This window comes from Roseinatronobacter sp., from assembly GCF_051859525.1.
Classification (GTDB): domain Bacteria; phylum Pseudomonadota; class Alphaproteobacteria; order Rhodobacterales; family Rhodobacteraceae; genus Roseinatronobacter.
The window spans coordinates 35797-60984 of sequence record NZ_JBHYFM010000004.1 but is presented as its reverse complement, the minus strand read 5'-3'; the positions used below and the strand labels follow the sequence as shown (position 1 = coordinate 60984).

24 protein-coding genes are annotated in these 25188 nt (G+C 59.7%); 7 read left to right on the top strand and 17 right to left on the bottom strand.

Translation table 11 applies throughout. The annotated features are described in order from the left end of the window. Positions 1-88: 88 nt before the first annotated feature. From ACTIE1_RS05775 to ACTIE1_RS05760, 4 genes are all read left to right on the top strand, one after another. Positions 89-1024 (top strand): MurR/RpiR family transcriptional regulator, encoded by a 936-nt coding sequence (locus ACTIE1_RS05775; protein WP_439563295.1) that lies wholly within the window; start codon positions 89-91, stop codon positions 1022-1024. A 177-nt stretch (positions 1025-1201) separates the two neighbouring features. Next, the gene (locus tag ACTIE1_RS05770; RefSeq protein WP_439561389.1) at positions 1202-2800 is read left to right on the top strand and encodes a flavin monoamine oxidase family protein; all 1599 of its coding nucleotides are present in this window, start codon (positions 1202-1204) and stop codon (positions 2798-2800) included. 3 nt (positions 2801-2803) lie between these two features. Then, on the top strand, positions 2804-3205 hold the full coding sequence (locus ACTIE1_RS05765) for a c-type cytochrome (protein ID WP_439561390.1): 402 nt from the start codon (positions 2804-2806) through the stop codon (positions 3203-3205). 109 nt (positions 3206-3314) lie between these two features. Beyond that, complete coding sequence (locus tag ACTIE1_RS05760; RefSeq protein WP_439561391.1) at positions 3315-3803, top strand: RidA family protein; 489 nt, start codon at positions 3315-3317, stop codon at positions 3801-3803. Positions 3804-3888: 85 nt separating this feature from the next. Here ACTIE1_RS05760 and ACTIE1_RS05755 read toward each other — a convergent pair whose 3' ends face one another. The 4 genes from ACTIE1_RS05755 to hutG are packed head-to-tail and all read right to left on the bottom strand — an operon-like array spanning position 3889 to position 8403. Further along, positions 3889-6117 carry a TRAP transporter permease gene (locus ACTIE1_RS05755; protein WP_439561392.1) on the bottom strand — a complete coding sequence of 743 codons (2229 nt, stop codon included), beginning with the start codon at positions 6115-6117 and terminating at the stop codon, positions 3889-3891. Continuing rightward, entirely contained in the window at positions 6114-6563 is a 450-nt protein-coding gene (locus tag ACTIE1_RS05750) for a DUF1850 domain-containing protein (RefSeq protein WP_439561393.1), read from the bottom strand. Before ACTIE1_RS05750 ends, ACTIE1_RS05755 begins: the two co-directional genes overlap by 4 nt. 20 nt (positions 6564-6583) lie before the next feature. Further along, entirely contained in the window at positions 6584-7555 is a 972-nt protein-coding gene (locus tag ACTIE1_RS05745) for a TAXI family TRAP transporter solute-binding subunit (protein ID WP_439561394.1), read from the bottom strand. Positions 7556-7590: 35 nt separating this feature from the next. After that, on the bottom strand, positions 7591-8403 hold the full coding sequence (gene hutG, locus ACTIE1_RS05740) for an N-formylglutamate deformylase (RefSeq protein ID WP_439561395.1): 813 nt from the start codon (positions 8401-8403) through the stop codon (positions 7591-7593). A gap of 64 nt (positions 8404-8467) precedes the next feature. Here hutG and ACTIE1_RS05735 point away from each other — a divergent pair, with 64 nt between their 5' ends. Then, positions 8468-9847, top strand: coding sequence for a formimidoylglutamate deiminase (locus tag ACTIE1_RS05735; RefSeq protein ID WP_439561396.1), 1380 nt, complete (start codon positions 8468-8470; stop codon positions 9845-9847). Beyond that, positions 9844-10548, top strand: coding sequence for a GntR family transcriptional regulator (locus ACTIE1_RS05730; protein ID WP_439561397.1), 705 nt, complete (start codon positions 9844-9846; stop codon positions 10546-10548). The genes ACTIE1_RS05735 and ACTIE1_RS05730 overlap by 4 nt, the downstream gene beginning before the upstream one ends. 136 nt (positions 10549-10684) lie before the next feature. On the opposite strand, the gene ACTIE1_RS05725 is transcribed toward ACTIE1_RS05730, so the two are convergent. From ACTIE1_RS05725 to ACTIE1_RS05705, 5 genes are all read right to left on the bottom strand, one after another. Further along, positions 10685-11791, bottom strand: a complete 1107-nt coding sequence (locus ACTIE1_RS05725) for a flagellar basal body P-ring protein FlgI (RefSeq protein ID WP_439561398.1) — start codon at positions 11789-11791, stop codon at positions 10685-10687. Beyond that, a complete protein-coding gene (locus ACTIE1_RS05720) occupies positions 11788-12792 on the bottom strand; it encodes a hypothetical protein (RefSeq protein WP_439561399.1) in 1005 nt (334 codons plus the stop codon). Before ACTIE1_RS05720 ends, ACTIE1_RS05725 begins: the two co-directional genes overlap by 4 nt. Positions 12793-12794: 2 nt before the next feature. Continuing rightward, a complete protein-coding gene (flgK, locus tag ACTIE1_RS05715) occupies positions 12795-14240 on the bottom strand; it encodes a flagellar hook-associated protein FlgK (RefSeq protein WP_439561400.1) in 1446 nt (481 codons plus the stop codon). A gap of 32 nt (positions 14241-14272) precedes the next feature. Then, positions 14273-15586 (bottom strand): flagellar hook protein FlgE, encoded by a 1314-nt coding sequence (locus ACTIE1_RS05710; RefSeq protein ID WP_439561401.1) that lies wholly within the window; start codon positions 15584-15586, stop codon positions 14273-14275. Between the two features lie 74 nt (positions 15587-15660). Next, positions 15661-16449, bottom strand: a complete 789-nt coding sequence (locus tag ACTIE1_RS05705; protein ID WP_439561402.1) for a flagellar motor protein MotB — start codon at positions 16447-16449, stop codon at positions 15661-15663. A 200-nt stretch (positions 16450-16649) separates the two neighbouring features. Between ACTIE1_RS05705 and ACTIE1_RS05700 the strand changes: the two genes are divergently transcribed. Then, positions 16650-17237: a lytic transglycosylase gene (locus ACTIE1_RS05700; protein ID WP_439561403.1), complete on the top strand. Its 588-nt coding sequence runs from the start codon at positions 16650-16652 to the stop codon at positions 17235-17237. A 324-nt stretch (positions 17238-17561) separates the two neighbouring features. Here ACTIE1_RS05700 and ACTIE1_RS05695 read toward each other — a convergent pair whose 3' ends face one another. The 8 genes from ACTIE1_RS05695 to argH form a co-directional block, all read right to left on the bottom strand. After that, the gene (locus tag ACTIE1_RS05695; protein WP_439561404.1) at positions 17562-18371 is read right to left on the bottom strand and encodes a division plane positioning ATPase MipZ; all 810 of its coding nucleotides are present in this window, start codon (positions 18369-18371) and stop codon (positions 17562-17564) included. A 148-nt stretch (positions 18372-18519) separates the two neighbouring features. After that, positions 18520-18741 (bottom strand): 50S ribosomal protein L31, encoded by a 222-nt coding sequence (gene rpmE / locus ACTIE1_RS05690; RefSeq protein WP_439561405.1) that lies wholly within the window; start codon positions 18739-18741, stop codon positions 18520-18522. 11 nt (positions 18742-18752) lie between these two features. Then, the gene (gene rplS / locus ACTIE1_RS05685) at positions 18753-19133 is read right to left on the bottom strand and encodes a 50S ribosomal protein L19 (RefSeq protein ID WP_439561406.1); all 381 of its coding nucleotides are present in this window, start codon (positions 19131-19133) and stop codon (positions 18753-18755) included. A 259-nt stretch (positions 19134-19392) separates the two neighbouring features. Continuing rightward, positions 19393-21864, bottom strand: coding sequence for a DUF4175 domain-containing protein (locus tag ACTIE1_RS05680; RefSeq protein WP_439561407.1), 2472 nt, complete (start codon positions 21862-21864; stop codon positions 19393-19395). Positions 21865-21889: 25 nt separating this feature from the next. Beyond that, a complete protein-coding gene (gene lysA / locus ACTIE1_RS05675; RefSeq protein WP_439561408.1) occupies positions 21890-23167 on the bottom strand; it encodes a diaminopimelate decarboxylase in 1278 nt (425 codons plus the stop codon). Between the two features lie 85 nt (positions 23168-23252). Further along, on the bottom strand, positions 23253-23567 hold the full coding sequence (locus ACTIE1_RS05670) for a DUF2834 domain-containing protein (protein ID WP_439561409.1): 315 nt from the start codon (positions 23565-23567) through the stop codon (positions 23253-23255). Next, on the bottom strand, positions 23564-23701 hold the full coding sequence (locus tag ACTIE1_RS05665) for a hypothetical protein (protein WP_439561410.1): 138 nt from the start codon (positions 23699-23701) through the stop codon (positions 23564-23566). The genes ACTIE1_RS05670 and ACTIE1_RS05665 overlap by 4 nt, the downstream gene beginning before the upstream one ends. Continuing rightward, positions 23698-25089: an argininosuccinate lyase gene (gene argH / locus ACTIE1_RS05660; protein WP_439561411.1), complete on the bottom strand. Its 1392-nt coding sequence runs from the start codon at positions 25087-25089 to the stop codon at positions 23698-23700. Before argH ends, ACTIE1_RS05665 begins: the two co-directional genes overlap by 4 nt. Between the last annotated feature and the right edge of the window lie 99 nt (positions 25090-25188).

Genomic DNA, 25188 nt, shown 5'->3' with positions numbered 1-25188 from the left:
TAACTAAAGTTCCTTTTGGGACAAATTTATTGCAGATTCCTGCAAAACTACCATAGAAATGAAGCTAAGTTTCATATTGGAGCCCCCCATGAAAGCCCAAAACCCGACAGCCGACACCAATGTGAAACTGCAAAACCGCGGTCAGATCGGTGTTGTGGATGTGATCAGCGCATTGGACAGGCTGGATGGCAAGCTGGCAGCGCGCGAACAGAAAGTGGCCGATTACGTCAAGGCCAATCTGATGCGCATCAGCAGCATGACAATTGCCGAACTGGCGGCGGGCGCTGGTGTCAGCACGCCCACAGTGGTCAGGTTTTGCCGGTCGCTGGGCAGTGACGGCTTTCGGGAATTCAAATTGCGGCTGGCGCAGAACCTTGCTGTCAGCATGCAGTATTTCGACACAGACCCCGGCGACCACCCGACAGGCACCGAAACCGCCGTGGATGATGTGTTATCGGCGTTTCATTCTGCTGCCGCCATGTTGCGCCACCAGTTGGACCACACCCAGATGGAGGCCGCGAAACACGCCCTTAGCACTGCGCGACGCACGCTTGCAGCAGGAATCGGGGGCGGGTCGTCCATGATGGCTATGGAAACAGCAAACCGCCTGTTTCGCATTGGCGTTCCCGCATCCTTTGTCAATGACAGCTATCAGGCACAAATGCAGGCCGCGACATTGGGGGCTGATGATGTGCTGATGGTGTTTTCCGCCAGCGGAGAGGTGGATGCCATGATCGCGGCCACGAAAATCGCCAAAAGCTATGGCGCGACCACCATCGCCATAACCAGCCCCAATAGCCGGCTTGCACAACTGGCGGAAATTCCCATCACCTTCGCGATTCCCGAACACCCCGATATTTTCAAACCGACCGCCATTCGGTTCTCGTTGTTGATCGTGCTGGACGCATTGGCCTTGTCCGTGGCCCGCGAACGTCCCGAACTCAGTTCCGAATATCTGCGCAGGGTGCGCGCCTCTTTGACGGCCTATCACGGGCGGACAATTCCGCTGCCGCTAGGGGACTAAGGGCGCCACAGGACACGTCTGCGCCGCGCGCCATACAGCCCAGGATTGCAGGCCCCTGTGGTGCAACTTCATTCGCGCGGGGAATGACATCAGCAGGTATCAGCAAGCCGCTTCCCTTGACAAAATGTCGCACCCGGCCGAATCTGGGGGCGGACATAATTCAGTTTGGAGGCTATTTTGGCTGATAAAACAACACTCAACCCGTCAAGAAGGGAATTCCTGACAATGGTGGGCGCAGCCGGTGGCGCTGCGGCAATGTATCAGGCCATGGGTATGATGGGGGTCGCACATGCGTCACCCTATGACGGGCATATACAACTGGAGCGTGCACCCGAGGGCACGAAAGTGCTTATCCTTGGGGCCGGGATCGCCGGTATGATCGCCGCGATGGAGTTGCGCGACGCGGGCTATGAGGTCGAGGTGCTGGAGTTCCGCGATGTGGCAGGCGGACGCTGCTGGACCATGCGCGCGGGCGACACCTATGAGGAACTGGGCGGCTTTACCCAGACTGTGGATTTTGCCGAAGGCAATTACTTCAACCCCGGTCCATGGCGTGTGCCCTATAACCATTACGGCATTCTGGACTATTGCCGCAGGCTGGGGGTCGAACTGGAACCGCTGATCCAGATCAACAACCATGCCTATGTGCATTCGGTCGATGCATTTGACGGCAAGCCCGTGCGCTACCGTGAAATCAATGCTGATTTCCGCGGCCATATTTCCGACCTGCTGTCCAAAGTCACCGATCAGGGTGCACTGGACGAAGTGCTGTCCGAGGAGGACAAGGAAAACCTGCTGGCCGGTCTGCGCACCTTCGGCGCGCTGAACAGTGACAATGCCTATGTGTCCGGCAACACCGCCAGTGCGCGCCGCGGCTATGAGCGCCCGCCCGGTGGCGGGGTCGATGGTGCACCGATTGCGAATGAAATTCTGGACCTGTCCACCTTGCTGGATTCGGGCCTGTGGTCGCGCCTTGCCACCAGCGAGGCCCTGAACGGATCCATGCCCATTTTCCAGCCCAAGGGCGGGATGGACATGATCGCGCGCGCCATGGCGGACAATCTGGGCGATCTGGTCCGCTATCGTAAACGCGTCACACAGATCCGGCAGGATGAGGGTGGCGTGACCGTCACCTATGAAGATCTGGAAAACGATGGCGCAGAAGGCACGGCCAGCGCGGATTACTGCGTCTGCACCATCCCCTTCTCGATCCTCAGCCAGATCGACCATGACTTCTCTGGCCCGCTGGCAAATGTGATCCAGACCATGCATTACGCGGCATCCATCAAGGTCGGGCTGGAATTCAAGCGCCGCTTCTGGGAAGAGGACGAGCATATCTACGGCGGGACCACCTATACCGACCTGCCCATCTCGCAAATCTCGTACCCGTCGAATGACTATCTGTCGGACAAGCCCGGCGTTGTTCTGGGGGCGTATTCATGGGGGGCGCTGGCGTATCAGTATTCGTCAATCGAACCCGAAGACCGCGTGCGGCGCACCATTGAATGGGGCAGCCAGATTCACCCCCAAATGCCCGAAGAATTCAAGGCAGGGGTTTCTGTGGCATGGCACCGCGTGCCGTGGACGCTGGGCTGCTACGGGTTGTGGCAGGACAAGGACGCCCAGTATGATGATGCGGTCGCAATGGACCGGCGCATTGTCTGCGCGGGCGAACATCTGTCCTATCTTCCCGCATGGATGGAAGGCGCGGTTCTGTCATCGCTGGATGCGATCCGCCGCCTGAATGAAACCGCAATCGCCGCAGCAGGAGAATAACCGATGCGCATGCACCAACTATTCACCCCCGCCCTGTTCGCAGCCACCCTTGCCGCCGTCCCTGCCATCGCGGATGACAGCGACGCGTGGTTCGAAAGCCGCAGCGTTTTGACCCAGCAAACCGGAGAGGGGATCTACAAGGCTGTCTGCGCAAGCTGCCACATGCCGGATGGTCAGGGGGCAACCGGCGCAGCACGCTATCCCGCGCTGGCTGACAACCCGACGCTGGAATTCCCCGAATATGCCGTGATGCTGACACTGCACGGTCAGGCGGCCATGCCCCCCCTGCGCGGCGTGCTGGACGACGAACAGATTGCCGAAGTGGTCAACTACATCCGGACCAGTTTCGGCAATGACTACCCCGATGATCCGGCAACACCTGAAATGGTGTCCCAGACGCGCTAAAGACCGCGCGCCTTCGCGCGTCCCAGACCAAACTGGCGGCCGGTCACATGTGGCTGGCCGCCAGAACTGATTTCACCCCCAGACCCGATTTTACCCCAAGGAACGACCCATGTTGAGCAAAACCCTACTTTCTGCAGCCGCCGCATCCCTTTTGCTGGGCGGTATCGCGCAAGCCGAAGTCGTGCGCCACAGGACGCCCGGATCAGATTTTCCGATCCTGCGCGCCGTTGAAATTCCCGCAGACGCCACGCTGGTCTATCTCAGCGGTGCGGTCCCCGGCGTCACGAACACGGACGCGGAACCCAATACCGCAGGCGCATTTGGCGATACCGAAGCGCAAACCGTATCCGTTCTGGGCCGGATCAACAGCACACTTGAAGATCTGGACCTGACCATGTCCGATGTCGTGAAAATGCAGGTCTATCTGGTGGCCGATGACAGCGGCCGGATGGATTTCGGCGGCTTCATGGATGGCTATGTCCAGTTCTTCGGCACAGAGGACCAGCCCAACCTGCCCACCCGTTCCGTATTCGAGGTGGCCGGTCTGGCAAACCCGCATTGGCTTGTCGAAATCGAAGTCGTGGCCGTCCGCCCCTGATAAGGCACCCGACCGGCAATGATGTCGGCACATGAAACTTCAAGGCCCGCATCTGAAACAGGATGCGAGCCTTCTTGCCTGGGGATCAGTCTTGCGGTCGTGGCACCGCCGTATCAGGTGGCTTTCGACCGTTGCGCCACAGAATTGTCAGCACGACCGCCGCACTTAACATGATGGTCGTCAGATCATGGGCCACCAGTGCCAACCCCGCAAGGCTAAGCACCCATTTTTCCCAACGCGCCACGCTTGTCTTAAAAAACCCGATATAGGCCACGGACAGCGCCACGATGGACAGCACCCCTGACGACAACGCCAGCATGAAATCCCACCATGTGAAATCAATGAACAGCAGCGCAGGCGCGTAGATGAACATCATCGGAACCAATGCCTTGCCCATGGACAGGCGGAACGCCGTCATGCCGGTTTTCATGGGGTCGGATTTCGCAATCCCCGCACCTGCATAGGCCGCAAGGGCCACCGGCGGCGTAATATCGGCCAGAACCCCGTAATAGAACACGAAGAAATGTGTGGCCAGCAGCGGCACACCCAGTTGCTGCAATGCGGGCGCTGCGATGGCGGCAAGGATGATATAGGTGGGCGTCGTGGGAATCCCCGCGCCCATGATGATACAGGCAACCGCCACGAAGATCAGCGCGAAAAACAGCGTTGTGCCGTTTTGCGACAGGAATCCCAGCGGGTCCAGTGCCGAGATGGTCGCCCCCATCCATGCAGCCCCGTCGATCACCGCACCAGAGAATTTGAACCCCATCCCCGTCAGCGTGGTGACCCCCAGAATGAAGCCGACACAGGCGCAGGCCGCCGTAATCGCGATGGATTGCTGCGCGCCGCTTTCCAGCGCCTCTTTCAAACGCACGGGCGTCAGCGCACTGCCCGCATCCATGCGACGGCCAAGGCCCACTGTTTGCAATATGGCGGGAATATAGGAACACCCTATTGTCAGGATAATCCCCCAGAAGGCCGCAAGGAACGGGGTGAATTTCATCAACAGCAGGGTGACCATCACAACCAGCGGAATGAACAGGTGCCATGACCGCGCCAGCACATCCATGAATTGCGGCAACTTGTCGGGCGCGATCCCTTCCAGATTCAGGCGTTTCGCTTCCAGATGGACCATGAACAGGGTGGACAGGTAGTGAAACGCCGCCGGAATAATGGCGATCAGGATCAATTCATTATACGGCACGCCCAGCATTTCGGTCATGACAAACGCGGCCGCGCCCATGATGGGCGGCGTCACCTGCCCGCCACAACTGGCCGAGGCTTCGGTCGCGGCAGCAAACCGGCCCGAAAACCCCTTGGACTTCATCATCGGAATGGTGAAGGCCCCCGTCGTCACAGTATTCGCCACCGGAGAGCCGGAGATCATGCCAAAGAACCCCGATGACACAACCGACACCTTGGCAGGCCCGCCCGCATAGCGCCCCGCGACGATACTGGCCAGATCGATGAATAACTGCCCAAGGCCCGATTTCTGCGCCAGCACCCCGAACAGCACGAAATGGAACACGAATGTCGCAACCACCCCGATGGCAATGCCGTAAATCCCTTCGGTCCCCAGATACAGGTGATTGACCAGCCGGATGATATTGTAGCCCCGATGCGCCAGATCCCCCGGCAGATAGGGGCCGAAAATCGCGTAAAGCAGGGCCAATGTGCCAATGACGGGCAGCACTTCGCCCATGGTGCGGCGCGCGGCTTCCAGCACCATGATAATGGCCAGCAGGCCCATCACATAATCCAGCGGTTGCGGGAAACCCACATTCTGAATGAAGATCGAATCGAAGAATACGATCAGATACAGCGACGATGCGCCCCCCGCGATGGCAAGCGGCCAGTCCATGACCGAAAGCCGGTCACCCTGCCCGCCCAGCGCGTTGACGGGCAACGCCGTCAGCGCCAGCGCGAAGCTGACACCGATCAGCCCCCAGCGCGCCATATCCGGTATCCGCCCGCTTAGCGCATCGGCCAGTTGCACCCCCAAAAAGACATAGAACACCGCGAACGCCAGCCCGAACCCCCATGCGCGCACCGGCTTTTCGGCCCGCGTGCGCGGGAACAGCAAAAACACCAGCGGCATGATGAAACTCATATGCACAGAACGGTGCATGACTTCATTCAGCAGCCCGAAACCGGATGTGTAGATGTGAAACACACTCAGCACGATGCAGGCCAGTGTCACCACAAGCCCTGTCACCCCTGTCAGGCGGCGAAAGTTGGTTTCGCTGTCATATTTGCGAACCAGCGCTTCCATTTCGGCGGCGGTCAGGTCGCTTTTGGGGGCGGGTGTATTCATTGCGGGGGTTCCTTGCAATCGGACGGGCGTATTTCAAGCGGGGTTGCAGGCCACCGCGTCAGGTCGATCACTGTGTCGCCTGCGATCAGGCGGTTTTCATATTCGGGCGCACTGCGCAGGACCAGCTGCCCCACATTCCGGTGCAGGTCGATGACCATCTGCCCCCCCTCGACCCGCCAGCCTGTGCCGTCATGGGCCATACCGGGGCCGTGGGCCGCAAACCGTTCGGCGATCTGGATGATCTGCCCCTGCGGGTCAAGGATATAATCCGCCTGAACCATGGTCCGCGTAACCGAATTGCGCCAACGCAACGAAAACGGTTGCGCAGGCAGCGCAACCAGCGTCGTGCCGTCACGCAGATGGATCACGTCAAGCATGCGCTTCATGCAATCATGGGCGACAGCGGGGCCGCCCATGACCAGAATCACAGCGGCAAGCGCGAACACGCGACACTTGCCGTGGCAGATCAATCGATCAGGCCCATTTCACGGTAAAACCGTTCCGCACCGGGATGCAGCGGCACCGAGACGGACTCGAGCGCGGTTTCCAACGAAATCTGGCCGCCCATGACATGGACCTGCGCCAGCGTGTCGGTGTTTTCATACAGCGCCTTGACCATGGCATAGGCCAGATCATCATCCAGATCGGCATGCGTGGCCCAGATCGCGCGCACAGCCAGCGTTTCGACATCCGCGTCAATGCCGCGATAGGTGCCTGCGGGCAGGGTTACCGACGCATAATAGGGCTGCACTTCCTGAAGCGCCGCAATCTCATCGCCCGACAGCGGCACGACAGTAATATCATGGCCATTGGCAAGTTCCGTGATCGAGGCTGTAGGAATACCTGCGGTAATCAGCGATGCATCCAGATTGCCATCGCGCAGCTTGTCTGCCGATTGCGCGAAGGACGAATAGTCTTCCGACACGTCCTCGCGGGTCATGCCGTGGGCTTCCAGCAGGTCACCCAGCAACTGCCACTGCCCCGAACCCGGCGAACCGGACGATACGGATTTTCCGGCCATATCCGCGAAGCTGGTCACATTGGCGCCCGCGCGCGCCACAAGCTGCACGGTTTCGGGGTAAAGCGAGCCAAGCGCGCGGATGTTTTCGGCAGCGTTGCCTTCGAACTGGTTGGCACCACGATAGGCGGCATCCAGAATATCAGCGGCGATGAACGCAGTCTCGATCTCGCCTTGTGCCAGCAGGCCTGCATTTGCCACCGATGCATTGCCGGTTTCGGCAGTCGCGGAAATGCGCTTGCCTTCCAACTCGGCGGTGTTGGAAATCAGCTGCGCCAGCATACCGCCAAGCGGGTAATATGTGCCGCCCGTGCCGCCGGTTGCAATGCCCACGAACACGCGTTCCTGTGCCACCGCAGGCGCACCCAGCGCCACAGCCGACAGCGTCAGCGCACAAAGTGTCTTGGTAAGGGTTTTCATTCTATCGCTCCTTGTTGGGGTTTCTTCAGTCGTATTCAAGACAGGTCCAATGCTGCGATGTCGCGCAACATTGGACCCAGCACCGCACGCAACCGCGCGGCGCGCCCGTCATCCCAGGCCCAGGGCGGGGATTGCTGCATATAGGTGGATTGGGCCAGTTCCATCTGGATGGCATGAATGCCCTGTTCCGGCTGGCCATAATGCCGCGTTGTCCAACCGCCCAAAAAGCGGCCGTTCACCACATGGCTGAACCCCGCCGCCGCAGCGCAATGGCGCCGGACCGTGTCTTGCAGGGCGGGCGCACAGGTCACACCATGATTGGTGCCGATGTTGAAATCCGGCAAGGTGCCTTCAAACAGGAACGGAATTTCGGACCGGATCGAATGGCAGTCATACAGGATCGCAAAGCCATGCAACGCCTTGACGCGCGCCAGTTCCGCCGCCAGTGCCGCATGATAGGGCGCGTGAAACTGCGCGCGCAGGCCCTCGATGGTGGCCGCATCCGGTTCATGCGTCCAGATCGGGTTTCCATCAAAATCCGTCAGCGGCACCAACCCGGTTGTATTCTGCCCCGGATACAGGCTTGCACCGGACGGGTCGCGGTTGGCGTCAATAACATAGCGGTGAAACCGCGCTGACACCACCGTCACATCATCCAGCAACCCGTCATAGACGCGGTCCATATGCCAGTCTGTGTCCGACAGCGCGCGCCCTGTCCCGTTCAGCGCCGCGTGCACGTCATCAGGAATATTCGTGCCCGCATGCGGTATGGCCAGCACCAACGGGCTGCCACCCTGACGGGTGCAGAAGGGCTGGTCGGTCGGGCTGGCTGTTGCAATGCCTTGCACTGGGCTATTCCCTTTGCGTCATGTTCGTGTCATTAATATGCGTAAGCATAATAACAGTGTCAATATGAAGATGAACACCGAACAGATGATTTGGGCACGGCAGGCCTTGCTGCCGAATGGTTGGGCGAAGGACGTTCTGCTGCGCATTGACGCGCAGGGGCGGATCGCCAGTGTCACTGCGGGCGCAGCAGAACAAGGGCATGTCGTGGACACGCTGCTGCCTGCGCCGGTCAACCTGCACAGCCACGCCTTCCAGCGCGCGATGGCGGGCATGACCGAAGCACGCGGTCCCGACCCGCGCGACACATTCTGGACATGGCGGCGGCTTATGTTCCGCTTCCTTGACCATTTGACGCCCGATGACTGCCGCGCGATTGCGGCCATGGTGCAAATGGAAATGCTGGAAGCGGGGTTTGGCGCACTGGCCGAATTTCACTACCTGCATCACCAACCCGATGGCCGCCCCTATGACAAACTGTCGGAAATGGCCGACGGCATTTGCGCCGCCGCCGAACAGACCGGCATGGGGCTGACCCTGCTGCCGGTCCTGTACCGGTTTGGCGGCTGCGACCGCCGTCCCCTTGCGCCAGGCCAGCGGCGTTTTGGCAATGACCGCGACCGCTTCGCGCGGCTTGTGGCCGATTCGGGGAAAACCCTTGCAGCACTGCCCGCCGACAGCGCAATTGGCATCGCGCCCCATTCGCTGCGGGCGGTTCAACCGGATGATCTGGCATTCTGCATTGACCTTGCCGGATCAGGCGTCGTGCATATGCATCTGGCCGAACAGACCGAAGAAGTCACCGAAGTGCAGGCATCCTTGGGCGCGCGCCCTGTGGAATGGCTGCTGGACAATGCACCGCTCTCGGACCGCTGGTGCCTGATCCACTGCACCCAGATGACGCCTGCCGAGACTGTTGCACTTGCGCGCACAGGGGCCGTGGCCGGATTGTGCCCGATGACCGAAGCCAGCCTTGGCGATGGCATTTTTGACGGTGCGCGGTTCGTGGACCATGGCGGGCGGTTTGGCATTGGCAGCGATTCGAACATTCGCATTTCCCTGACCGAGGAACTGCGCGGGTTGGAATATTCACAACGCCTGCGCGACCACAGTCGCGCCGTTCTGGCAACGCCGGACCGTTCCACTGGCCATGTCCTGTGGCAGGGCGCGGCCAGCGGCGGTGCGCTTGCCGCAGGGCGTGCGGCAGGGGAAATTTCCAACGGGCTCTGGGCGGATCTTGTCGCACTGGACGCGCATCACCCCGACCTTGAAGGCCGCGACGGCGATCTGATTCTTGATACAGCGATTTTTTCGGGCGATAACCGGTGTATTGCCGATGTGTGGTCGGCAGGGCGGCACATGGTGCGTGCCGGTGAACATATCAACAAGGCCGGCATCGTCGCAGACTACCGCCGCGTTCTGGCACGATTGAGAGATGCGATGTGACAACGCCCACTGGCAAGGCCGACTGGAAGGCCATTCGTGGCGACCTTCTTGGCCGTATCCAGTCGGGCATATGGAAACCCGGCGACCAGATCCCGAGAGAGGTCGAACTGGCCGAGCATTATGGATGCACACGCTCGACAGTCGGCCGTGCCCTGCGCGATCTGGCAACAGCGGGGTTTCTGGACCGCAAGCGCAAGGGCGGGACCACTGTGTCTGCCAACCCCGTGCGCAAAGCACCACTGGACGTGCCCATCATAGCCGAGGCAATCCGCAAGGCGGGGCATGTCCCCGGCTATCGACTGCTGAACGCAGACCGGTTGCGCCCGAATCCCGACCTTAGCGTAGCGCTTGGGTTGGCGGCGGACACTGTATTCTGGTTTATCGCGGCCCTGCATCTGGCAGATGACACGCCCCATCAGGTTGAATATCGCTGGTTGCTGCCCGCAACCGTCAAGGGGCTGTCACGCGACATATTGGAAAAAACACCTGCTGATGAATGGCTGTTGCGAAATGTGCCGCTGACCCGCGCGCAAATCGCGATCGAGGCAACGACGCCCCCGGCACAGGTCGCCGATGCCCTGCAAGTCGATGCCGCAACCCCAACCTTGCTGATCACGCGCACAAGTTGGCGGCAGGCGCGACCAATCGGGGTTTTGCACCTTTATCATGCGCCCGGCCACCGACTGATGACAGGCATATAGCTGGCGGCTGCATGGGGGTTATGGCGCGGATGCAGCCCTATTGGCCCGATACCACGCAACCGGCATTGCAACCTCAAAATACCGCAGGGCAGTCCGACTGAACGCCGACCGAAATCGTTTACCCCCACCCGCACCCTTAGCGAATGATCAGGTCCGCATGCAGGGCACCTGCCGCATGGATGGTGCTCAACAAATCTATAAGCTCCCTTGCGCCGACCCCCAATGCGCTCAACCCCTCGACAACATCGGTCAGTGTTGTTGCCGCCTGCAACTCGAACAAGCCCAGCCCGTCGTCATCCTCCATTCCCACACGCGTACGGGGAACGACAACCGTTTCCCCTTCTGAAAACGGGTTCGGCTGGACAACCAACGGCGCTTCTTCGACACGCAACGTCAATGCCCCTTGCGAAACTGCAACATGGCTTATCTGGACGTCGCTGCCAATCACGACCGTGCCCGAACGCTGGTCCATCACAACCCGCGCCCGTGTCTGGGGCACCACCTGAATATTCTCGATCTGGCTGATCAGATGGGCGGTCGAGGCAACATTTGCCCGCGATACATCAATCTCGACCGTGCCGGAATCAAGCATGGTTGCGATACGGCGTTGAAACTGTGTGTTTATGGCCCGTTCAATAATCTCGGCTGTTGAGAAATCAGCATTCCGCAAGGACAGGCGCAGCATGCGCAGCGACGATAATGTAAAATCGACTTCGCGTTCAACACGCGCCCCAAACGGAATAACACCCGATGTCGGAACCCCGCGAATCTCGGCAGCGGCCTCACCGGCTATGCTGACGCCACCAGACAGAATACCGCCCTGCGCCACAGCATAAATATTTCCGTCCGCACCATTCAGCGGGGTCATGACCAACGTGCCGCCATGCAGGCTGGACGCGTCACCAATGGCGGAAACCGAGACATCGATACGCGAACCGGCCCGCGCGAAGGGCGGCAAGGATGCCGTCACGATAACCGCTGCCACATTGCGCGGCCTGAATTGCTCGCCTGTGACATTCACCCCCAGCCGTTCAAGTATCGTCACCATGATTTCTTCGGTAAAGGGCGAATTGCGCACCCCGTCGCCGGTGCCGTTCAACCCGACAACCAGCCCGTATCCGACAAGATCATTCCCGCGCACACCGTCAAATTCGACCAGATCCTTTAATCTGGTTTGCGCGAATACCGGCACCGCAACAACAGAGACGAGGCACCAAAGCAGAACAGCCTGAAATACCCTCATAGATACTCACTCAGTGATAGGCGCGACAAGCGGGCCGTCATAAGATAAATCTTGTCAAGCTGGGCCATTGCGTCATTCAGACGCGAAGCAACGTCATATTCATCCACCCCAAGCAATGAGTTCAACGCCATTTGAGACGATATGTGTGCCGCCTCCGCATCGGTGCGCGCCTCCTCTGCATAGGCTTGCTTCAACCCAAGATTTTCCTGCGTGAACTGAAATGCCGATACTGCATTGAACAGGTTTGCACCGATATTCGTAAGAAGCTGTCGCTGCTGGCCCGGCTCGTTGGCAAGCAACCCTTGTTTCAGGATCGCACCTTTCGTTAATTCGGCCAGAATGCCACGGATGGCAGGGTCGCTTGCCGTCAGATCAAGGCGCAGGCTATAGCCATCACCAAGAGCGACCGGCGCCCCCTTTTCGGGCCCGCCAAGATACTGCTCGACCTCAAACTGGCCGCCAGGTCCGAACCAGTCTGCAACAATCTGGTCAATAGTTTGATAATCCGCGCCCGCCGGTATGGTGCTGACAATACTGCTGATAATACTGTCAACATCACGCAGCGCAGCGCCGTCACTATTGCTGCCCGCAAAGATACTCTTGCCGGCAATCTTCGTGTTCAGAAGGGTGGTAATGTCGCGCAGCGCATTGTCGACGCGGTCAATAGCCCCCGTCAAACGATCATCCGTCGCAAAAAGTTCCGGCCTGACCAGATATGCAGCCTTTTCTTGTGCAATATCCGACACTCTGCCCAGCGCCTCTTGCTGGGCATTCAGGAACGTCGAAATGACAGTGGCGTTAACCTGATTGGTTTGCGCGATCGTCATGGACCGCTGCAAACCCGACAGTACTGCAGTTTCGCCACCAGTGCGGCGAAGTTTGTCATTGACGTGCCCCGAAATCAGTTCCTGTTGCAGTGACGTCATCTGGCGCTTCAAGGTGATGCTGTTGTGTCGCAACGCTTGACTGCGCGCCATATCTCCGAGTGCGAGAGGTTTCATGTCTACATCTCCAGCAATGTTCGCAGCATGCTATCTGCGGCCACCATCACGCGCGCATTCGCCGCATAGGATTTTTCCAGAACGAGCAGTTTTTGCAATTCGGCATCTGTGTCCACGCCATTCGCGCCAAACAATTCCTGAAGGGCAGAAACCCGCGCGGATGTATATGCAGTCTGCGTTTCTGTGGCCAATCGTTGTGTCGCCACATTGGACAAAAGCACATCAGCATGACCTTGGAGCTGTGCATTGGGCCGCGTGCCAGAAAGGTCGGGGGTAAAGGCAAGAAGCGCGTCGCCCATTCGGGCAATAATGGCATTCTCGGACACCGGGCCCGGGCTTGACGCATGCAACCCGTCCCTGATGCGCCAGAATGTGCCGCCATCGTCAGGGGCGATGATCGGGTTTAATGTGACCCGACCGGATATCCCTGCCAGATCTGCGGGCATCGTTGTTTCAGCACGGATCGCAAAAATACCGAAAGCGCCGGCCGGCAGGGTCGGGTCCAGATCGGTATCCGAGAACCGGTTCACAAGGTCAGCCGCGAAATGGTCAAGGTCTTGTTGAACCTGCGGAATATGAACATCCCGAATGTGAAAGGCACTTGCCAGACTGCCGGACTGCAAAAGCGGGCTTGTCGCAGAGACGTCACGACCGTTGATGACAAGGCGTCCCAGATCGCCAGCGCCGACCGTTTCCCCCGCAGCTGGCGACGGGGTCCGTCGAAATTCCAGCGTCGTGACATCACGGTCCACAAAGACCGTGCCATCTGCACCGAGGATCATGGACCTGCCATCGGGACGGGCAATTTCTTTCAATGGGATGATAGAGGATGCCTGATCAATCAGGTTCTGGCGCGCATCTTCAAGTGAATGCGGGAACCCGCCGGAGAGTTTTTGTCGGGCAATGTCGGAATTCAGGGCGTTGATCTGTTCGAACAAAGTGTTCAAACGGTCAACGTCCTGACTTATGCTTGCGTCTGCCCTGTCACGGGCAGACCGCAAGCCGGTATCGATATCGTTTATTTTTCCAGCCAGATTTTGTGCTGCGAAGACAACTTTTTGCAGGGAAGATTGGGATTCCGGCTGGATCGACGCCTGTTTCAGCGCCTCCTCGAGCGAGAAGATATGTGTGCCAAGCGCGCCTGGCTCCCCAGGGGTGCCGATACTTTTTTCAATGTTCGACCAGAAATGTAGCAGGCTGTCTGTCCCCGACTGTGCCGCATTGGCGCCGCGAATTTCGCCCATCAATGCCGGGTCCGACTGGCGTGTTATACCAGTCATGACCACCCCGCTTCCTGCACTGCCGGTCACGCGTGCGGCCTGCGTTATCGACCTTGCACCAAATCCTTCGGTGCTGGCATTCGCGATATTGTCGGCCACAATCTGTGCGCCACGGGACGCAAGCTGCAACCCGCTGGCGGCCGAATTGAGTGCTGTTGACAAGGACATGGCAATTTACCTTCTGACACTTCTGGACACTATCAGCGTTTAATATTTGTCGTTTCCTGAAACATTTCATCAACGGTCTGAATAACCTTCGCATTTGACGAATAGGCCCGCTGGGTCTGGATTAGTGCTGTGAGTTCGGCAGCGACATCAGTTGCGGATTCCTGCAACGCATAACCAACAACCGAGCCAACCGGGCCGGTTCCAGCGTCCCACAGGAAAAAGGGGCCGCTGTCGCGCGAAACCTGAAATGTCTGGTTGTTCAGCGCAGTCAGGCCGTTTGGATTTGGCACGTCAACAATGGGGATACGGAACAGTGTTCTGCGAAAACCCTGATCATAGACGGCGTCAAGATTTCCTGCCGCATCGACAGTCAAGCCGATCAAATTTCCGGAACCAAAGCCGTTTTGTTCGACCCCGACAGGGGAGAAGTTGACGCCGCGCTGCACCATGCTGCCGTATTCGCCGTAATTCCCGACAAAGAAGCTGATCGGCTGTCCATCCACATCCACGTCGAAAGTACCAGTTGCGGGGTCATAATCCCCCCCCTCTGCGCTGGTTCGTGTAATCGACTGCAGCGTTCCACCAATACCGGATGCATCATTGAACTGCACAGTATATGTCCCCAGTGCCACCCCCGTCCCCTGTTCCATCAGGGACATTGTCCAGGTGTTGGTTGGCCCTGCGGGATCGATCTGGGGCGTGAACTCGACCGACAGCTTTCCTGACAATCCGACGGCATTGTAGTAGTCGATCGACATCAGATGCGGATCACCGGAGGCGTCGGGAAGCGTCGCCGAGGCGGGAAGGTTCACACCAAGGTTCACGAGACTGGTGGCAACGGAGACCTGCTGGTTCACCTCAATCCGGACAGGGCGCAACCCGGAGATATTGTCGCGCGGGTAGACGGGCATCGACCCGTCGGGGTTGACCGGCCAGCCAAGCAGCGCATTGCCTGCAGAATCGCGCATAACGCCGTTGCTGTCTTGCCGGAAGGATCCGGTTGGCGAGAGCAGAAGCGGGGACGTCCCGTCATTCAGCCGCGCGCCCAATTCGGTTGTTACGGGAAAGAAGCCGCGCCCCGACAATGCCAGATCGGTAGAGTTTTGCGTCCCCATCAAGGAACCGCCCTGATCGACCTGCCGGAAGGTCGATGAACGGACCCCGCCGGCCGAATAGGCCCCCTGCCCTGCGGCACCGGTTCCCACAACCATGGAATGGAACGCCGTTTCGGAACGCCTGTAGCCATGTGTCGCAGAGTTTGCGATATTGTCAGAAATGGTCCCCAATCGGGCAGAGTTGGCACGCAAGCCTGCAATGCCCGCGTTCATCGACGACGAAATGCTCATATTCGCTCCATCCACAGCATGATTCTTATCTGCAGTCTACGCCGACTGCGTTAATGACACGCTAATCCAGCGGATCAGCGTGTCATCGTGCGCAGCAAGATAACCTCCAGACGGTTATTGCGGGTGTCCATCGCGTTCATGGGCACGGCCAGATTGCGATCCGCGTACCCCGTGACGCGCTTCATGCGCGGATCGGCGAAACCGGACGCGCCCAGCAGTTCCCGCATGGCCTGCGCGCGCCCGACCGTCAGCGTCCAGACGGGGTTTTCCAGTACAACCGACGGGAACGCCGCAGAATGCGCATTTATGGCCACGGGGTTGGTCACCATAGCAAACACGTCGGCCAGAACGTCGACCAGCACAAGCAGGATCGGGTTGGGCTGCGTGCTGCGCGGGTCGAACAGATGCGAGTCTGGCAAGTCATGCATCTCGACCACCAACCCCTCATCTGTCAGCTTGATATTCACATGCTGCAAGGCTTGTTCATAAAGCGCGCTTTGCCCCGACATGGCCTCGAATGTTTCGGCCAGTTCTTCCAGCAATGCCTGTTCGGCTTCCAACTGGCCGCGGCTTGCCCCTTCATCAGTGATGGAGGTATCTTCACTAATCGCGCGCCCGCCCATAACACCATCAGCGCCCGAAGACCGGCTTTGAAAACTGAGGGTTGGGGAGAAATAATCCGCTATTCCCTTGCGCTGTTCGTCATCTGCCGAGCCCAGCAACCACAGCATCAGGAAGAATGCCATCATCGCCGTCACAAAATCTGCATAGGCCACTTTCCACGCGCCGCCATGATGGCCGCCCCCGCCAGACACCTTTTTACGCTTGATAATAATTGGCCTGACATTGTCAGTTTTTTGCATAACACCCACCTTTATTCACCCATTGATCAGAATACCGGCAGTTCTTGAAAATATCGTTAAGGGCCCCAGTTCAGCCGGAAACAGCGTTCACGAACGCGCCAGATATAAGAAAATGCCTGTTTCCAAGGGGTCATAATGCCAAGGCAGGCTTTCATTTGGTGCAAAATCCGATATGCTAAAATAAAAAAACCGAGGCAGTCATGAGCAGAACATATGCACTTCTTTTCGTAGTGGCCATTCTGGCCGCTTGTGGCGGCAGGCAGGAATTTTCTGCGCCGCGCAATCTGGACAACGCCTGCGCGCTGGCGACAGAACGGCCGCAATATTTCGCAGCCATGCGCGCATCGGAACGCCGTTGGGGCGTGGGTGTGCCTGTGCAAATGGCGATTATCCATGCCGAAAGTCGCTTTATCGGGGATGCGCGCACCCCTGTCCGCTACACGCTGGGGGTCATTCCAATGGGGCGGCAGTCATCGGCACTTGGGTATTCGCAGGCGCTGGATGGCACATGGGAAGAATACCAACGCGAAACCGGAAATCGCCGTGCGACGCGCACGAATATACGCGATGCCACAGATTTCGTGGGCTGGTATTCCAACAAATCCCGCGAACGCAACGGCATCGCCCTGAACGACGCGCGCAATCTGTATCTGGCCTATCACGAAGGGCACACTGGCTATGCGCGCGGGTCGTATAATGCCAAGCCGTGGTTGCTGGGTGTGGCCGACCGTGTTGCCACACGCGCGCAAATGTATGACCAACAGTTGCGCGCCTGCCGCAGACGTTAAGCATGGCGCCGATCAGGGGCTGGTCCGGCCCGCCCCTGATCGGGAAAACACCGGCGCGCACACGGCGGCCCTGCCGTAGAGACACCTAATATGCGTCACATTGCTGCCACACGCGTTAACCATCATCCCGTGCAGACAGGTAAACCAAAGGTGACGTTGTGGCCATTTTTCAAAACGGTTCTGATACTTCACGCCTCGGGGCAATGCTAAGCGCTATGCGCACGACACGAAAAGCCGAGCCGGACCAAGCGTATGACAGGATTGATGCACGCCTTGAGCGGATGTCAAACGATCTGGAGGCGCGGCTGCCCTGTCGTGGCTATTTCAGACATTGACGCGCAGATCTGGCAAATCCAGTGTCACCAGCAGGTCGCGAACCTCCTGACGGGCGGCGATATGTGACATTGTCATGCTTTCGCTGCCAATATCGGGCAGGTCCAGCAATGTCAGGCCGCGCGGGAACAATTCACGGAACACAACGCGTTCACTGAACCCGGCTGCAACGCGAAACCCTATGCGTTTGCTAAGTTCTTCCAGCGCGTCCCCCACCTTGCGCTTGTTGTGCATGGCCACTGTGCCCAGACGGTTGCGCAACACAATCCAGTCCAGCGGGCGCAGACCGGCCTGCGCGCGGGTCTGGCGGGCCTTCCAGACCATTTCCGAATAGATGGAGGGGGACAGAACCTTGCCCGTGTCGGGGTCCGTTCTGGCCAGCAGGTCAAAATCAATGAAGCTGTCATTGATGGGCGTAATCAGCGTGTCGGCCACGGAATGCGCAAACTGGCTGGGCCGCGTATGGGCACCGGGGCAGTCGATGACAATATAGTCGCAGGTCTGTTCCAGCGCCTCTAGTGCGGCGGACATGCGCGCATCCGACAGGTTCGCCCCCTCGGGCAGGGTGGTGGCATCAATTTCAGGCAAGGGCTGGAAGGTCTGGATGGGCAGGTCCAGTCCGGTCTTGGCCATGAAATTACGGCGGTTCTCGATATACCGCCCGAAACTGAGCTGGCGCAGGTCAAGATCCATAGCGCCGACCCGTTTGCCCATCCGTGCCAAAGCCACAGAAACATGCATGGAAACGGTGGACTTGCCCGACCCGCCCTTTTCGTTGCCGACCACGATGATATGCGCCATGCGATTGCCCTGATGCGTTGTGCCTGTTGCCCTTCTATGCGGGGTAACGCATTTGTGCAAGCATCCGCAACATCACATCAACGCATTGATAAAAAAGAAAAAAGGCGCGAAAATCGCGCCTTTTCCAAAACAATCCTGCAACGGGTTATCAGAAACCCAGACCTGCATATTTGTTCTTGAACTTCGACACACGGCCGCCCGCATCCATCAGGCGCGACGAACCGCCCGTCCATGCAGGGTGCACAGAGGGGTCGATATCCAGTGACAGGGTGTCGCCTTCGGCGCCCCATGTCGATTTCATCTGAACGACGGTGCCGTCGGTCATTTTCACATTGATCATGTGATAATCGGGGTGGGTATCGGCTTTCATTCGCCCGCTCCTTAAGCTTTTTCGTCCATTGGACGGTAGTTGGACTTTTCTGCGATACGGGCCGATTTGCCGCGACGGTCACGCAGGTAATACAGTTTGGCGCGACGCACGCGACCACGGCGCACAACAGTGATGCTGTCGATATTCGTGGAATACAGGGGGAATACGCGTTCCACGCCCTCGCCAAACGAAATCTTGCGCACGGTGAAGGATGCAGCGATCCCTGCGCCGCCCTTGCGGCCAATGCACACACCTTCGAAGTTCTGCACGCGCGAACGGGTGCCTTCGGTCACTTTGTAGCCGACGCGGATGGTGTCACCCGCCTTGAAATCCGGAATTTCCTTGCCAAGCTCTGCAATTTGCTCGGCTTCTATCTGGGCGATAAGGTTCATCGCTAGCCCTTTCAAAATCGCGCGGTTGTCCCGCTGATGTAACGCTGTCCGAGAGCTCTGGTCTTCGTCCGGGTCCACCAATGTGCCCGCCAGAGGTCAGTCATGCTTTTCATTCGCCGTTTTCCGCTGGCCCAGACCTGCCCGAAGTTGGCAGGCGCGCCCATACAGAAAAAGGTCCGCTGGCCGATTCCGACCGCAGACATTGCGGCGTATAGGGCGCGGCTGTGTTTGCGTCAAGTGCCCAAGCGGCGCGCGGCGGTCAGAAACGGTCCAGAAGCCGGCGCAGGTAGTCCAGTTCGGCCTCTGGCCGGTCCAGTTCCGCAGACCGGCGGCGCAATTCTTCCAGCAGGTCCTGCGCGCGACGATAGGTATCGCCGCCTTGCAGCATGTCCTGATCGGTGCCGACATCGCCGCCCTGATTGCGGTCACGGCCCAACGGATCACGCCCGCCATCGCCGCCTGTTTCCGTGCCCTGATCGCCTTGTTGCTGGTCGCGCTGGTTCTGGTTGCCCGCCTCGTTCATGGCGCGCAGACCGTCGCGCATGGCCTCCATGGCGTCGGCCTGCCGGTTCAGCGCCTCGCTGTTCTCGCCCTGCTCCAACGCCTCGGCGGCATCTTCCATGGCGCGTTGCGCACGTTCCAGCGCCTCCAGTGCGGCATCCCCTTCGGGCGTCCCCTCGCCGGGCAGGGGCGAGAGTTGCTGATCGCGCAACTGGTCGGCCAGTCCGCGCTGGCGTTCCGCCAGATCCGAGGAGGACTGCCCGCCATCCTGCGCGTCCCCATCGTCCCCGTCATCCCCGTTCCGGAACTGGTCCTGCAAATCGTTGAATGTGTCGTCAGCCAGATTCTGCTGTTCACGCAGCGCATCCCCCAACCCTTCCATGGCTTCATTGCCGGGCATGCCTTCGCCCCCCTGCCCTTCGGCCATTTGCAGGTTTTCCAACAATGCCTGCAACTGCGCCAGAAGTTGCGCAGCTTCGTCCATGCGGCCTTCTTCCATCAACTCCTGTATGCGGTCCAGAAGTTCCTGTATCTGGTCTTGCGTAATCTCCATGCTTTCGCCATCTGGCGGGGCCTCGCCGCGTTCGCGCGGCTGTTCGGCCAGCTGGCGCATGTAATCGCGCATGGCCTCGCGCAATTCGTCCATCAGTTCGGCCACTTCGGACGGGTCGGCACCGCTGCGAACGGCCTCGTCCAGACGCTCTTGGGCGCGGCGCAATCTTTCGCGGGCGTCGGCCAGCTCGCCCTCTTCCAGCAGCACGGCCAGATCCCACATGCGCTGCGCCAGATCATCACGGATGGCCCCGTCAAGGCCCCCGTCCTCCAGACGGGCCAGCAACAGGTCGCGGGTTTCGGTGAACCTGATCCGTGCCTCGACCCCGCGAAACGCATCTTGGGGGTGGTGGCCGATCGCGCGCATCAACTGGCCCGCACGCGGGGCATTTTCGCCCGACCAAAGCAGGTCGCGCCGCAATTCGATGATTGCCGCCGCCATCGGGTCGAAAAACCGCCGCCCCGGAAGTGTCATTTCAACCGTCTGGCTGTCGCCCTGCTGGCCACGCGCATCTTCAACCTGAAGGGCCACAGTGACGGGCATGTTGGCCCATGGGTGCTGCGAGAAATCCTCGATGAAGGCATCGGAAAACTCCGCGCGCGACCCCGACACCGGCAGGGGCAGCGCCACCGAGATCACATCGCGGGGCTCCGGCGCCACGGCAAGGCCGAAATCACGCGCCACATTGTCAAGGTCCAGATCGATATGGACACGCCCCTCGACCACGCCATAATCGTCGGCGGCGCTGAAATCCTGCCGCATCAGCCCGCCGCGTTCACGCTGCGCCATGCCATCCAGCCGCACACTCGGGGGGCGGTCGGCCAGTGCGGCGACTTCCCAGTCGCGCCCGCCGGGACCACGAATGCTTAACCGGCCAGAGCTTTCAATCTCGAAATCCTGCGCCATGTCGGTGGTGTCGGGGTCGGTTCTGTCCGACAGGCTTTCATGCACCGACATGACCCCCTGCTGGCCATAGAACCGCACAGTCACGCGACTGCCTTGCGGCAATTCCAGACGGGCGCGATCCACCTCGTTCAAATACAGGCTGGGCCGTCCGGTATAGGGGGGCGGCTGCACCCATGCTTCCCATGACGGGCCAAGGGCCACCGCCTCGGCGCGGCCGGACATCTGCGCAAGATCCGTGATTTCGCCCACGCGCGTGGGCGCGCCGAACAACACCGACACGGCAAACGCCGTCAATGCGATGTAGCGCAAGCCATAGCGGTCGAACCGCGCCAGCCGCAAGTCCCCGCGCACGGGGGCCACATGCGCAAGCCGCGCCTGCATCCGCGCCAGATGCACGGCCCAGACACGCGCCGATGCCGCATCATCCGCGCCAATGGCCTGCTGGTCGGCAAGCGTGGACAGGGGCCGCCCCGGCAATGCCTGATCCAGACGGCGTGCGGCATCCGCTGAAAACGGCACCTGCAAACGCCATGCCCCCAAAAGCAATGTCGCCAACACACCCAAAAGAAGCGCGAACAGGGCAACATTCCCCCATAGCGGGGCAAGGTGGTCCTGCACCCCGAACCCAAGGGCTGCGGCAGCAAGCAAAACAAGGCTGCTGAAGGGCCAGAAGGCGCGCACCAGCCGTTCAGCCCACAACCCCGCCAGCGTCCCGCGCAACGCGCGGCCAAGGGCAGCGGGTGTGTTTGCTGATTTCTTACGGTGGAACATCAACCCTCTCAGCGTGCCATGGGCATCACGGCTTTTGCGTAAACCATTCCGGTAATGTATCGCGCTTGATGATTTCGTCAAAGCTCGGGCGGGGGCGGATGACAGCATATTGATCATCTTTCACCAGAACTTCGGGGATCAGGGGGCGGGTGTTGTATTCCGACGACATGACAGCGCCATATGCGCCGGCAGACCGGAACGCGACCAGATCATCAGGGGCCAGCGGCGGCATATTGCGGGTCTTGGCGAAGGTATCACCTGATTCGCAGACAGGGCCGACAATATCGACAGGGTGCTGTTCCACACCGGCATGCGGTTCCACAACCGGAACAATATCATGATGCGCGCCATACATGGCAGGGCGGATCAGGTCGTTCATCGCGGCGTCAAGGATCAGGAAATCGCGCCCTTCGCCCTGTTTCAGATAGATGACCGAGGCCACAAGAATACCGGCATTGCCCGCAATCAGGCGGCCCGGCTCGATCTCGATCTCGACATCCAGATCGCCCAGAACGCGCTTGATCATGGCGCCATACTCCAACGGCAGGGGCGGGGTCTCATTCGACCGCGTATAGGGAATGCCAAGCCCCCCGCCCAGATCCAGCCGCCGGATGGTATGGCCATCGGCGCGCAATTCGCGTGTCAGATCGGCGATTTTTGTAAATGCGGCCTCAAAAGGCGCAAGGTCGGTCAACTGGCTGCCGATATGCACATCAACGCCGACGATTTCGATGCCCGGCATGGTGGCCGCTTCGGCATAGATGGCGCGGGCCTGTGCGATGGGAACGCCGAATTTGTCTTCCTTGCGGCCTGTGGCGATTTTCTCATGGGTTTTGGCGTCGACATCGGGGTTCACGCGCAGGGTGATCGGGGCAACCACGCCCATGGCGCTGGCCACGGCGGACAGGACGCGCAATTCTTCGGCCGATTCCACGTTGAATTGCCGGATACCATGGGCCAGCGCATATTCCATTTCCGCGCGCGTCTTGCCCACGCCGGAAAACACGATCCGGTCCCCCGGCACGCCTGCGGCCAGGGCGCGGCGGTATTCGCCGCCAGACACCACATCCATGCCCGCGCCAAGTTCGGCCAATGTCTGCAATATGGCCTGATTGGACAGCGATTTGATGGCAAAGCACACAAGATGGTCCATGCCCGACAGCGCGTCCTGAAACAGGCGGAAATGGCGGGTCAATGTTGCAGTAGAATAGCAATAAAACGGCGTGCCCACGCTGGCCGCAATGCGGGTCAGGGGCACATCTTCGGCATGCAGGACACCGTTGCGATATAGGAAATGGTCCATCAGGGGCGCTTTCGGTCAGGCGGCGGGCAAGAGGGTTGGGGCGTGTGCCTTCGGCGAGAGTATTTGTGGCAAGATGAAGATATGGTCAATCAGGGCGCGAGCGCAGGAACAGATAAAGCGGCACACCGCAAGACACCCCGATGCAGAATGTCGCCGGAATGGCCAGAAGCCCGATGAAACGGCGGCGCTGCCAGCTTTCGACAATAACAAACAGCGTCAGCGCCACAGCCGCAATCGTCAGATCCCAGACCAACCCGCTGGTGGCGGCATTGGCGTGCCATGCATCCACCATGGCCATCAGCGACCATTCGTTTTGCACAAACCATGTGATGAACCAATACATCGGATGGATCGTGCCCCAGATGGCCAGCGCCAGATAGATCATGCGCAGCGGCGTCATAGTTCGGTACTGACGCCGATGCGGGCTTCGCCTGTGACGCTGACTCCGGTTTGCGATGGTGCCGGATAGCTTGGCGGGGCTTCGGCGCCGCATGCACCTAGCAACAACACACAGGCCAGCAGGGCATATTTCATTTCAACATTCCTTTCCAGCGCGCGATCTGGTCGCGGACATTCGCAGGGGCCGTGCCGCCATAGCTGGTGCGGCTGCTGACGGAATTCTGCACGCCCAGCACAGAATAGACCGCTTGCGTGATTTGACCATGCACATTCTGCATGTCTTCCAGCGTCAGGTCGGGCAGGTCACAGCCCTTATCCTCGGCCAGTTTGACCAAGCTGCCGGTGACGTGGTGCGCCTCCCGGAAGGGCAGGTTCAGTTCACGCACCAGCCAGTCGGCCAGATCGGTGGCGGTAGAAAACCCCCCGCTGGCCGCCGCTTCAAGGGCGGCGCGATTGGCGGTCAGATCGCTGACCATACCCGCCATTGCGGCAAGCCCCAGCATAAGGTTGTCGGCGGCGTCAAACACCTGTTCCTTGTCTTCCTGCATGTCCTTGGAATAGGTCAGCGGCAACCCCTTCATTACCGTGAACAGCGCCACGGTCGCCCCCAGTATGCGCCCCATCTTGGCGCGCAGCAATTCGGCGGCATCGGGATTGCGTTTTTGCGGCATGATGCTGGAGCCGGTGGAAAACTGGTCCGACATCCGCACAAAGCGGAATTGTGCGGAGGACCAGATCACCAGTTCTTCGGCAAAGCGCGACAGGTGCATCGCGCAAATGCTGGCAGCGCCCAGAAATTCCAGCGCGAAGTCGCGGTCCGACACAGTATCAAGCGAATTCGCCGTGGGCCGGTCGAAGCCCAGCGCCGCGGCGGTCATCTGGCGGTCGATGGGGAAGGACGTGCCCGCCAGTGCCGCAGCCCCAAGGGGACATTCGTTCATGCGCGCGCGGGCATCCTGAAAACGGCCCTTGTCGCGGGCGAACATTTCCACATAGGCCATCATATGATGGCCCCATGTGACAGGCTGTGCGGTTTGCAGATGGGTGAAGCCGGGCATAACCCAGTCCGCGCCTGCCTCGGCCTGGGTCACAAACGCACGCATCAGCGCATCCAGCCCGGCAATGGCCGCATCGCACTGGTCGCGCACCCAGATCCGAAAATCCAGCGCGACCTGATCATTGCGCGACCGCGCCGTGTGCAACCGCCCTGCCGGCGTGCCGATAATTTCGGACAGGCGGGCCTCGACATTCATGTGAATATCTTCAAGTGCGGTTGAAAACGCGAAGGTTCCGCCCTCGATCTCGGCCAGAACCTGTTGCAGGCCCTGATCGATGGCCTGTGCATCCTGCGTCGAGATGATTCCAGTGGCCGCCAGCATGGCCGCATGTGCGCGTGATCCGCTTATGTCCTGCTGCGCCATACGCCGGTCGAAACCGATAGAGGCGTTTATCGCCTCCATGATCGCATGTGGTCCCGCCGCAAAACGCCCGCCCCACATAGTGTTTGCCGAAGATTCGCCCATGATTGCTGCCCCTTGACGCTACCGGATATTGAAAACCGCTATACGCGCGCCCGCAAGCGAAGGCAATCAGTGCGGCCATCGCAGACACGATAGGCAAAT

What these genes read in the sequence shown, in the direction of transcription:
- ACTIE1_RS05705 (WP_439561402.1), bottom strand. Translation starts at nt 16,449, where the DNA reads ATGCAAAAAACTGACAATGTCAGGCCAATTATTATCAAGCGTAAAAAG.
- ACTIE1_RS05695 (WP_439561404.1), bottom strand. Translation starts at nt 18,371, where the DNA reads ATGGCGCATATCATCGTGGTCGGCAACGAAAAGGGCGGGTCGGGCAAG.
- ACTIE1_RS05745 (WP_439561394.1), bottom strand. Translation starts at nt 7,555, where the DNA reads ATGAAAACCCTTACCAAGACACTTTGTGCGCTGACGCTGTCGGCTGTG.
- argH (WP_439561411.1), bottom strand. Translation starts at nt 25,089, where the DNA reads ATGGGCGAATCTTCGGCAAACACTATGTGGGGCGGGCGTTTTGCGGCG.
- ACTIE1_RS05670 (WP_439561409.1), bottom strand. Translation starts at nt 23,567, where the DNA reads ATGACGCCGCTGCGCATGATCTATCTGGCGCTGGCCATCTGGGGCACG.
- lysA (WP_439561408.1), bottom strand. Translation starts at nt 23,167, where the DNA reads ATGGACCATTTCCTATATCGCAACGGTGTCCTGCATGCCGAAGATGTG.
- rplS (WP_439561406.1), bottom strand. Translation starts at nt 19,133, where the DNA reads ATGAACCTTATCGCCCAGATAGAAGCCGAGCAAATTGCAGAGCTTGGC.
- ACTIE1_RS05735 (WP_439561396.1), top strand. Translation starts at nt 8,468, where the DNA reads ATGAAGATGAACACCGAACAGATGATTTGGGCACGGCAGGCCTTGCTG.
- flgK (WP_439561400.1), bottom strand. Translation starts at nt 14,240, where the DNA reads ATGTCCTTGTCAACAGCACTCAATTCGGCCGCCAGCGGGTTGCAGCTT.
- ACTIE1_RS05760 (WP_439561391.1), top strand. Translation starts at nt 3,315, where the DNA reads ATGTTGAGCAAAACCCTACTTTCTGCAGCCGCCGCATCCCTTTTGCTG.
- ACTIE1_RS05700 (WP_439561403.1), top strand. Translation starts at nt 16,650, where the DNA reads ATGAGCAGAACATATGCACTTCTTTTCGTAGTGGCCATTCTGGCCGCT.
- ACTIE1_RS05725 (WP_439561398.1), bottom strand. Translation starts at nt 11,791, where the DNA reads ATGAGGGTATTTCAGGCTGTTCTGCTTTGGTGCCTCGTCTCTGTTGTT.
- ACTIE1_RS05775 (WP_439563295.1), top strand. Translation starts at nt 89, where the DNA reads ATGAAAGCCCAAAACCCGACAGCCGACACCAATGTGAAACTGCAAAAC.
- rpmE (WP_439561405.1), bottom strand. Translation starts at nt 18,741, where the DNA reads ATGAAAGCCGATACCCACCCCGATTATCACATGATCAATGTGAAAATG.
- ACTIE1_RS05665 (WP_439561410.1), bottom strand. Translation starts at nt 23,701, where the DNA reads ATGAAATATGCCCTGCTGGCCTGTGTGTTGTTGCTAGGTGCATGCGGC.
- ACTIE1_RS05710 (WP_439561401.1), bottom strand. Translation starts at nt 15,586, where the DNA reads ATGAGCATTTCGTCGTCGATGAACGCGGGCATTGCAGGCTTGCGTGCC.
- ACTIE1_RS05755 (WP_439561392.1), bottom strand. Translation starts at nt 6,117, where the DNA reads ATGAATACACCCGCCCCCAAAAGCGACCTGACCGCCGCCGAAATGGAA.
- ACTIE1_RS05680 (WP_439561407.1), bottom strand. Translation starts at nt 21,864, where the DNA reads ATGTTCCACCGTAAGAAATCAGCAAACACACCCGCTGCCCTTGGCCGC.
- ACTIE1_RS05765 (WP_439561390.1), top strand. Translation starts at nt 2,804, where the DNA reads ATGCGCATGCACCAACTATTCACCCCCGCCCTGTTCGCAGCCACCCTT.
- ACTIE1_RS05720 (WP_439561399.1), bottom strand. Translation starts at nt 12,792, where the DNA reads ATGAAACCTCTCGCACTCGGAGATATGGCGCGCAGTCAAGCGTTGCGA.